Source organism: Neisseria sp. P0001.S005, assembly GCF_051963715.1.
On sequence record NZ_JBQCTZ010000141.1, the window covers coordinates 1 to 9,002 of the forward strand.

The 9,002-nt window shown below is 50.2% G+C and carries 6 protein-coding genes and 1 pseudogene; all 7 read right to left on the reverse strand.

Features of this window, described 5'->3' with window-relative positions:
• Nucleotides 1-152: 152 nt before the first annotated feature.
• A complete protein-coding gene (locus ACTHSP_RS14500) occupies nt 153-1,673 on the reverse strand; it encodes a Na+/H+ antiporter NhaC family protein (RefSeq protein ID WP_049350960.1) in 1,521 nt (506 codons plus the stop codon).
• Between the two features lie 133 nt (nt 1,674-1,806).
• The gene (locus ACTHSP_RS14505; protein WP_049350959.1) at nt 1,807-3,306 is read right to left on the reverse strand and encodes a DegQ family serine endoprotease; all 1,500 of its coding nucleotides are present in this window, start codon (nt 3,304-3,306) and stop codon (nt 1,807-1,809) included.
• A 245-nt stretch (nt 3,307-3,551) separates the two neighbouring features.
• Complete coding sequence (hemA, locus tag ACTHSP_RS14510; RefSeq protein WP_003684306.1) at nt 3,552-4,805, reverse strand: glutamyl-tRNA reductase; 1,254 nt, start codon at nt 4,803-4,805, stop codon at nt 3,552-3,554.
• Nucleotides 4,806-4,953: 148 nt separating this feature from the next.
• Nucleotides 4,954-5,817 (reverse strand): RNA polymerase sigma factor RpoH, encoded by an 864-nt coding sequence (rpoH, locus tag ACTHSP_RS14515; protein ID WP_004519690.1) that lies wholly within the window; start codon nt 5,815-5,817, stop codon nt 4,954-4,956.
• Nucleotides 5,818-6,096: 279 nt separating this feature from the next.
• Nucleotides 6,097-7,644, reverse strand: coding sequence for an apolipoprotein N-acyltransferase (lnt, locus tag ACTHSP_RS14520; RefSeq protein ID WP_440346333.1), 1,548 nt, complete (start codon nt 7,642-7,644; stop codon nt 6,097-6,099).
• 55 nt (nt 7,645-7,699) lie between these two features.
• Complete coding sequence (locus ACTHSP_RS14525) at nt 7,700-8,566, reverse strand: DUF808 domain-containing protein (RefSeq protein ID WP_440346334.1); 867 nt, start codon at nt 8,564-8,566, stop codon at nt 7,700-7,702.
• Nucleotides 8,567-8,678: 112 nt separating this feature from the next.
• Nucleotides 8,679-9,002, reverse strand: a pseudogene (locus ACTHSP_RS14530) (TolC family protein); the annotation flags it as partial.

Sequence of the window (9,002 nt, forward strand, 5' to 3'; positions counted from 1 at the left end):
GATAGGCGGCAACATCGGCCATGACTGGGCCGCGTGGAAGATGAGGCGTATTCATTGTTTTGTCCTGAATAATGTATATATTGGATAATCGTTATGTTCAGACGGCCTGAGAGTGTAGGAATATCTCAGGCCGTCTGAATATTGGTTTTGAATTAGGCAGTTGCTTTTTTCTTGTCTTTCAAGATAAAAATCAATATAACCATCACGATGCCGGTTACCACAAAACCTAAAGGTGCAGAGCCGGTCATGCCCAGTGCGAGGTAGCCTGAGGCGGCAGACGCGGCTACGGTCAGCGCGTAAGGGAATTGCGAGGTAACGTGGTCGATGTGGTTACAGTGTGCGCCGGTAGAAGAGAGGATGGTGGTGTCGGAAATCGGAGAGCAGTGGTCGCCAAATACGGCTCCGGCCATTACGGCAGACATGCAAGGGATAATCAGCGAAGGTTCGACTTTGACGGCCATAGCGGCGGCAATCGGCAACATGATGCCGAATGTACCCCAGCTTGTGCCGGTAGCGAAGGCCATCACACCTGCGAGCATGAACAAAATCACGGGCAGGAAGCCTGCGTGGATATTGCCTGCCACTAAAGTGGAGAGGTATTCGCCGGTATGCATCTCGCTGACAACGGTGCTGATGATCCATGCCAAAATCAAGATGGTAATGGCACCGCGCATAGAGATGATGCCCTGCCAAATGGCTTTAGGGTAATCGCTGGTTTTGATGGTGCCGATGGTGCAGAGGATGACGGCCAATACGCCGCAAGTCCCGCCAAATACGAGGGAAGTGTTCACATCGGTATTTTCAAATGCGCTGAGCAAAGAGAAGGTCTCAGAAGCTTGCGCACCAGTGTAAATCATGGCGGAAACCGTGGCGACGATCAGTACCAAAACCGGCACAATCAGCGCGAATACACGGCCGTTGGGATGGCCTGTTTCAATGGTTTCATCATGAGTTTCATTCAAAGCGGCACGTTCCAAACGAGCCATAGAGCCGATGTCGAATGAGAACCAGGCAACGATAAACACCATAATCAATGCGAAGACGGCGTAGTAATTCATCAGGCTCATGGCCACGAATGCGCCCATTGGTGTGTAGTCTGTGATGTTGTAAGTCACCAAAAGGCCGGCCAAAGTAGCGATAATCGATGCGCCCCAGCTGGATACTGGCATCAAAACGCACATCGGCGCGGCAGTGGAGTCAAGGATATAAGCCAGTTTGGCGCGGGAAACTTTGAATTTGTCGGTTACAGGGCGGGCAATCGCACCGACGGCAAGACTGTGGAAATAGTCGTCAATAAAGGTAACGAATACCAAACAGGCGGTCAGCAGCTTCGCACCGCGACGGCCTTTGATGTGCTGTTTTGCCCAATCGGCAAATGCTTGGTTGCTGCCGGAATGTGTCAGCAGGGAAGTGAAAATCCCCAAAAGCACCAAAAAGAGCAGGATTTTGGGTTTGCCCAAGGACCAATCGCCGTCCGCCCAAGTCAGGCTGATCGCCATGTCTTTTAAGTGAACCAAGGCATCGAGTGGATTACCGCCTACCAGCAGGAATGAGCCGACGATAATGCCGACACCCAGGGACAGCAACACACGGCGTGTGGCAATGGCCAGGGCGAGCGCAATGGCTGCCGGGACGATAGATAAAATAGAATTTGAATAATTAATGAGTTGCATAATTATATTGTATATAAGCGGTGAAATATTTTCAGACGGCCTAAATTGGAAGGCGGATAACAAAATACCCACCGCCTTTGACAGATGGGTATTTTATCATCTAACACATCATCATGCCGTCTGAAAAATCGGACTACTGCAGATTTAGTGCGAGGAACAAAGTATTGCCATCGCGTTGTACCAAAAGCGGTACGTTTTTGCCTGAGCTTTCCAATGCGCTACGGAAAGTGGATTCGTCATTGACGCTGATTTGGCTGATGGCAATGATTTCGTCGCCGCGTTTGAGGCCGGCACGTTCGGCCGCTCCGCTAACGCGCAGAACGATTAAGCGTTGTTTGCCGTCTGCGTTTTCAACCTGCAGGGTAACGCCTGCGTTTTCAACGGTAAATCCGTCATGGCTGCCTTCATGTTGTGGGTGTTCGGCTTCTTTTGCAGAAGTTTCCGTTTGCTCGGCTGCGCTGCCAAGTTTGACTTTGACATCGGTTTGTTTGCCGCCGCGCCAAATGCTCAAAGTCACTTCTTTGCCCGGCATAATCGAGCCGACCATAACAGGCAAATCGCTGGAAGCGCGGACTTCTTCGCCGTTAACTTTGCGCACGATGTCACCAACCTGCAAACCGGCTTGTTGTGCTGCGCTGTTCGGCATGATTTTGGCAATCAGTGCGCCACTTGCTTTGTCCAAACCGAAAGATTTGGCCAAATCATAAGAAACTTCTTGAATAACCACGCCTAATTGACCGCGTTGGACTTTGCCGTTGGCTTTTAATTGTTCGGCCACATTCATGGCAACATCAATCGGAATGGCAAATGAAATGCCCATGAAACCGCCGCTGCGGCTGTAAATTTGCGAATTGATGCCGACTACTTGGCCGCGGAGGTTGAATAATGGGCCGCCTGAGTTACCGGGGTTGATGGCAACGTCGGTTTGGATAAACGGCGTGTAGTTTTCATTCGGCAGGCTGCGGCCTTTTGCGGAGACGATGCCGGAGGTTACGCTGTTGTCAAAGCCGAAAGGCGCGCCGATGGCGGCTACCCATTCGCCCGGTTTCAAATCTTTCGGATTGCCGATTTTGACAACCGGCAAGTCTTCTTGCGGCTCAATTTTTAAGAGGGCAACGTCGGATTGGGCATCTGAGCCGACCAGTTTGGCTGTGTATTCGCGTTTGTCGTTGAGCAGGACTTTGATATTGCCCATGCCGGCAACCACGTGGGTATTGGTCAGGATATAGCCGTCTTTGCTGATGATGAAGCCGGAACCGAAATTCAAAGCGTCGCTTTCAGTATCTTCCTGCGGCATGTCGGGCATATTGGGAACAAGGCGCTTGAAGAACTCGTAAAATGGATCGTTGTCGGGGAATTGACTCAGGTCCATGCTGTGGTCGTCATCCGGTGTCGCAGTGCGTTTTGCCGGTGTCGCTTGAATATTGACGACTGCCTGTCCTTCGTTTTGCACCAGTTGGGCGAAGTCGGGCAGCAACATACCGACTTTTCCGTCATCGGTATTGGTTTCTATGCGTTGGACGAGTTCTTTGTTTTCGTCTTTACCGAAAAAGGTGCTGACTTTGTCGCAACCTGAAAGAAGGGAAGCTGAGAGGACAGCAAGGGCCAGATATGTGTTTGTTTTAATATTCACGAAAGTTCCTTTTGCCGGTGCCTATTGTATTGTCGGCATGCGTTTGAGCCGGCAGGCAGTTTTATTGTTTGAATGCTGTTTAAATGTATAAGGTAGGATTTTTACACTTTAACGGTTTTTTTTCAAGCATTTCATTTTAAATGAAAAAATAATGATTGGGATTTTATTGTTTTAAGGCCGTCTGAAAACTTTGGGATATGACCTGTCGGTCGGTTCGCTTCTTTCAGACGGCCTTTAAATTGTGGTCAGTCGTGTTGATCCAAATGGTAGATCTGCGCCACGGCATCGATTAATTCGCTGTTGTCCGAGCCGGCTTTATTGAGCGTGCGTGTCGGAGAGTGGAGCAGTTTGTTGGTCAACTGAATGGAGAGGCGTTCAAGGACATCCTCGGCGGATACGCCTTTTGCCAGTTGCTTCATGGCATTTTCCAATACTTGGCGGCGCGCACGTTCGCCTTCGTCGCGCAATGCGCGGATAAGCGGAACACTTTGGCGGTTTTTCTGCAGGCGGATAAATTCGCTGACTTTTTCTTCCACCATGCTTTCAGCCGCCGCCGCTGCTTTTTTGCGCGCATCTTTACCGCTTTGGACAATGTCCATCATGTCGTCTACGGTATAGAGATATGCGTCTTCCAATTCGCCGACTTCGGCTTCGATGTCGCGCGGAACGGCCAAATCCAGAAGGAAAACAGGCATGTTGTGGCGTTTTTTCAATGCGCGCTCAACCATGCCTTTGCCGACGAGGGGAAGTTGGCTGGCGGTGGAAGAAACGACCACGTCGTAATCGTGAAGAATATCGGGCAATTCATTCAACAGGCAGGCTTCGGCGTTGACGCCGAGTTTGTCGCACAATTCCTGCGCGCGCTGGTGTGTACGGTTGGCAACGGTAATGAGCTTGGGATTTTTGGCGGCAAAATAAGTGGCCACCAGTTCAATCATTTCGCCTGCGCCAATAAAGAGAACGTTCAGATCGGAAATGGAAGGGAAGATTTGCTCTGCCATTTTGACCGATGCAGAAGCCATGGAGACGGAGTTTTCGCCGACAGCAGTGTCAGTACGCACTTCTTTGGCAACGGCAAAGGTTTTTTGAAACAGGGCGTTTAAGTGGGTATTGATGCTTTCCTGTTCTTGCGCAACGCGGACGGCATCTTTGATTTGACCGAGAATTTGCGGTTCGCCCAAGACCATGGAGTCCAAACCGCAGGCGACACGGAAGGCGTGGCGGACGGTTTCATTATTATCTAAGGTATAGAGGTAAGGGCGGATTTCTTCGGCAGGCAGGTCGTGATATTGCGCCAACCAGTCGATGATTTTTTCGGTTTCACCGACGCAGTAAAGCTCGGTGCGGTTGCAGGTAGAAAGAATAACTGCTTCTTCCGCCGCCTCACTGCGCGCGAGGTTGGACACGGCATCCGGCAGATTTGCAGCTGCAAATGCCAGTTTTTCGCGTATGCTCAAGGGCGCGGTTTGGTGATTGAGTCCGACGACGGTAAGTTGCATGGTTATGGTATGACTGGGTAGTGTGTGTGGTGGGTATTATAGCTTAAGTGGGCTTTAAAATGAATGTGTTGGGGGAGAAGATACAATGAGGTTTGCCATCGAAAAGGCCGTCTGAAAAGATTCAGACGGCCTTTTTATCAAGAAAAGCTTAAACGGCTTCTGCTTCTTCTGCCAAAAAACCGCGCAATTTTTGCATGGCTTTGGCTTCGATTTGGCGGATGCGTTCGGCAGATACGCCGTATTCGGCAGCCAATTCGTGCAGGGTTAAACCGCCATCGTCTTGCAACCAGCGGCTTTCAACGATACGGCGGCTGCGGTCGTCCAGTTGCGCCAGGGCGTTTTGCAGGCCTTCGGTTTGCAGGGCGTAGTGGGCTTGTTTGGACAACTGACGGCTAGGCTCTGCATCGTGATCGGCCAACCAGTCGATAGGAGCGAAGTTGTCCTCGTCATCGTTGTTTTCTGCCATGATGCCGATGTCGTGACCGGTCATGCGTTGCTCCATTTCCAAGACTTCGGACAATTTGACGCCCAAATCGTCGGCGATTTCTTGCGCTTCTTTTGGAGACAAGGCATTCAAGTTTTTACGCATGCTGCGCAGATTGAAGAACAGTTTGCGTTGCGGTTTGGTGGTGGCAACGCGGACCAAACGCCAGTTGCGCAAAATGAATTCGTGGATTTCGGCTTTAATCCAATGCACGGCAAACGAAAATAGGCGCGCGCCGCGACTTGGTTCGTAGCGTTTGACGGCTTTCATCAGGCCGATATTGCCTTCTTGAATCAGGTCAGCTTGGTTGAGGCCGTAGCCGTCGTAGCCGCGTGCAATGGATACGACGACGCGAAGATGCGACAGGATAAGCTGTTTGGCGGCGTTAAGGTCGCCTTTTTGTTGACGTTCCGCCAGTTGTGTTTCTTCTTCGGCGGTAAGCATGGGAATGCTGTTGACAGTATGAATGTATTGCTCGAGGCTACCGTTGCCGCTGTGGATAACAGGTAATGCAAAAGCTTTATTCATGAAGGGTGCCTTCCTTGATTGGGCCGTCTGAAGACGGCTTTTTGTTTATTGTGTGACAAGCAGTATAACACTGCCTGTGGTTTGTTTTGTTATGGGTTGGATTTTTTCTGTAAATTAACGATAGATTCAATAGTTTTTACTGCTTGAATCGCAAGGGTTGATTGTCTTAGAAAATTTGAGTGATTTGCTAGGTTTTGGCTAAGTATATTACAAACATTTCTGTATGTAAATAGTTTTAGTGATAAAAAAGACCTTGTATAACAAGGTCTTAAAAATTTTTTATTCTGGTTTTTTCCGGCCAATCAGGATAAGGAATACGCCGATAACGGCCAAAATGCTGATAAGCCATGTTGAGCCGCCTGCTTTCATATAAGGCGTTTCGCCGATATAGCCTTTGACGTGGCCTTCGAGGACGGTTTCAGTATTCGGTTGGGCTTCGGCAACAATCGTACCTTTAGGGGAAATAATGGCGGTCGCGCCGGTATTGGTGGCGCGAACCATGTAGCGGCCCAGTTCCATTGCACGCGCTTGGGACTGTTGAAGCTGCTGGTACATGGCATTGGATTTGCCATACCACGCCATATTGCTGATGTTGGCAAGCAAGGTGGAGCGTTTCGCCGTTGCAATGAGTTCGTCGCCGAAACCGTCTTCATAGCAGATATTGAAGGCGACTTTTTGATCTTTCATCACCAAAGGCGCTTGGTTGTCGCCGCCTTTTTGAAAGTCGGCCAAAGGCATATCCATCATTTTATAGAGGCGCTCGGTAATGGTGGGCAAGGGCTTGTATTCGCCAAATGGAACGAGGTGGTTCTTGGCGTAGTAGGGGATGGTATCGGAAGTGCTGTTGTGATAGCCGCTCAAATTGATGACTGCATTTTCGTAGCCGTTGCCGTCGGGCGTATATTGGCTGATGCCGATGGCCAACGCGCTGCCGTTGCTTTGCGCCTGTTCGGCGAATTGTTCCAAGATGCCTTCGGGCAGGTCTTGACGCATCAGCGGCAGGGCGGTTTCAGGCAGGATGACGATGTCGGCACTGGTCTTGCTGATTTGTTCGTAGTATTTCTGAATGGTCGGAATGATTTGTTCTTCCTTCCATTTCAGATTTTGCTCGATGTTGCCTTGAATCAGGGCGACCGTGTTGGTGCTGCCGTCAGGGCGGGTGTATTCGGTCTGTTGGGAAATGTAGCCGACGGAGCAGAGCGCAACGATAAGGAATAAGGGCAGCAGGCGGTGTTTCAGACGGCCATGGTTGTCAATCAGCAACACCAGCCATACGCTGAGGAAAGCGGTTGCCAGCGTGACCATATGGATGCCGCCCAAAGGCGCGAAACCTGCCAATGGGCTGTCTTTGATGATTTGGGAATAGCCGATTGCGCCCCAGCCGAATCCGGTCAGGAAACGTTCGCGGGCAAATTCTGCCAGCGTCCATAAAATCGGCAGCAGGAGGCCGGTTTTAGCCCAGCGCGACAGGTTGCATTTTCTCCACCCCCAAAAACAGATGGCCGGATAAAGCGCAAGAAATGCCGGCAGCAGGAAGGTGAGGGGGATGGCGTATGAATCCGGCAAACCCGAAACATCATGCAAGGCAGTGTGTATCCAATAAAACTGTGCCGTATAACCGATTAATCCGAACAGATAGGCTGTCATGACGGCGAAGCGCGGACGTAATTCAATTAGGCGTATCAGCGCGCCAAACAACAGCGGCATCAGCCAGAAATGATAATACGGGGCGAAAGTGAACGGTGTCGCGGCGGCAATCAAGATGACCAGCGGCCAGTAAAGCAGCGGATGTTGCCAGTATTGTTCGAGTTTACGGAAAATATTCATGCTTTAAATGGTATTGAGGCCGTCTGAAAAGTTTTCAGACGGCAGGGAAACAAAATCAGTCTTTTTGAAACAATTTCATTGCAGGCAGGACGATTGCGCAAGCCAATGCACCGGCGGCTACTCCGACCACCAAGTTGGCGATATGTTCCATCATGCCGCTGTCCCAATGCTGTGCGTGGAGGAAATCGTGCAAAAAGCCAAGGTTGTGGGTGATCAGTCCGCCGCCAACCAAGAACATCGCCAGCGTGCCGACAATGCTCAAGCCACGCATAAACCAAGGCATAAATGAAATCAAACTGCGTCCGATACCTTGCACAGCAACGCTTTTTTGGCGCATCAACATCATGCCGAGGTCGTCAAGTTTGACGATAATGCCGACCAAACCATAGACCAATGCCGTCATGCCGACACCGATGGCGGCCATCACCAAAGAACGCGTCATCAGGTCATATTTTTTAACAACGCCCAGCGCGATAATAATAATTTCGGCGGAGAGGATGAAATCTGTGCGGACCGCGCCTTTCACTTTTGTTTTTTCGTCTGTGACTTCAGGCTCGGCATCGTGTCCGTCTTCGTGTTCATTGCGGTGCAAGAATTTGTGCAACAGTTTTTCCACGCCTTCAAAACACAAATAAACACCGCCGATCATCAACAAGGGCGTAATCAGCGCAGGCACGAAAGCGGAAAGCAACAGCGCAAGCGGCACCAGAATCAGCTTGTTGACCAGAGAGCCTTTGGCCACCGCCCAAATAATCGGCAATTCGCGCTCGGCGGATACGCCGGTTACCTGATTGGCGTTGAGCGCCAAATCGTCGCCAACCACGCCGGCAGTTTTTTTGGCGGCGACTTTGGTCATCATCGCTACGTCGTCCAAAACGGCGGTAATGTCGTCCAAAAGCGTAAAGAGAGAGGCAAAGGCCATAATGTTGTCCGGATAAAATCAAATAAACGCGCGATTATATATGAAAATTCAGTTGCTTGAATGTTTTTCAGACGACCTTTGACGGAAATTAACCAAAGGCCGTCTGAAAATGCTATTTCGGCGTATAACGTCCCGCCATGGCTTTATACACCATATTTTCGTATTTCAAGGCTTCATAGCGTTGGTTCAGTAGGTTTTGCGCCGAGCTGTATTCCGAATTCAAAGCCTCCAGCCAGTCTTTCAGCTCGTTTTTACCGTGTTGGTAGCGTACTTGATAGTAATGGCTGTTTTTCTTGTCCAACTGATAACGCTGTTCTTGATTGGCAAGGCTGGCCTGCGCGTTTTTGTAGGCAAGGTAGTTGGTGTTGACCTCGTTGAGCGCGGTGGTCAGGGCTTTTTCAAAATTCAGCTTGGCACTGTCCATCTCCGCTTGTAC

Excerpts from the sequence above, each read along its gene's own strand:
- lnt (WP_440346333.1), bottom strand. The coding sequence starts at position 7,644 with ATGAATATTTTCCGTAAACTCGAACAATACTGGCAACATCCGCTGCTT.
- rpoH (WP_004519690.1), bottom strand. The coding sequence starts at position 5,817 with ATGAATAAAGCTTTTGCATTACCTGTTATCCACAGCGGCAACGGTAGC.
- ACTHSP_RS14525 (WP_440346334.1), bottom strand. The coding sequence starts at position 8,566 with ATGGCCTTTGCCTCTCTCTTTACGCTTTTGGACGACATTACCGCCGTT.
- ACTHSP_RS14500 (WP_049350960.1), bottom strand. The coding sequence starts at position 1,673 with ATGCAACTCATTAATTATTCAAATTCTATTTTATCTATCGTCCCGGCA.
- hemA (WP_003684306.1), bottom strand. The coding sequence starts at position 4,805 with ATGCAACTTACCGTCGTCGGACTCAATCACCAAACCGCGCCCTTGAGC.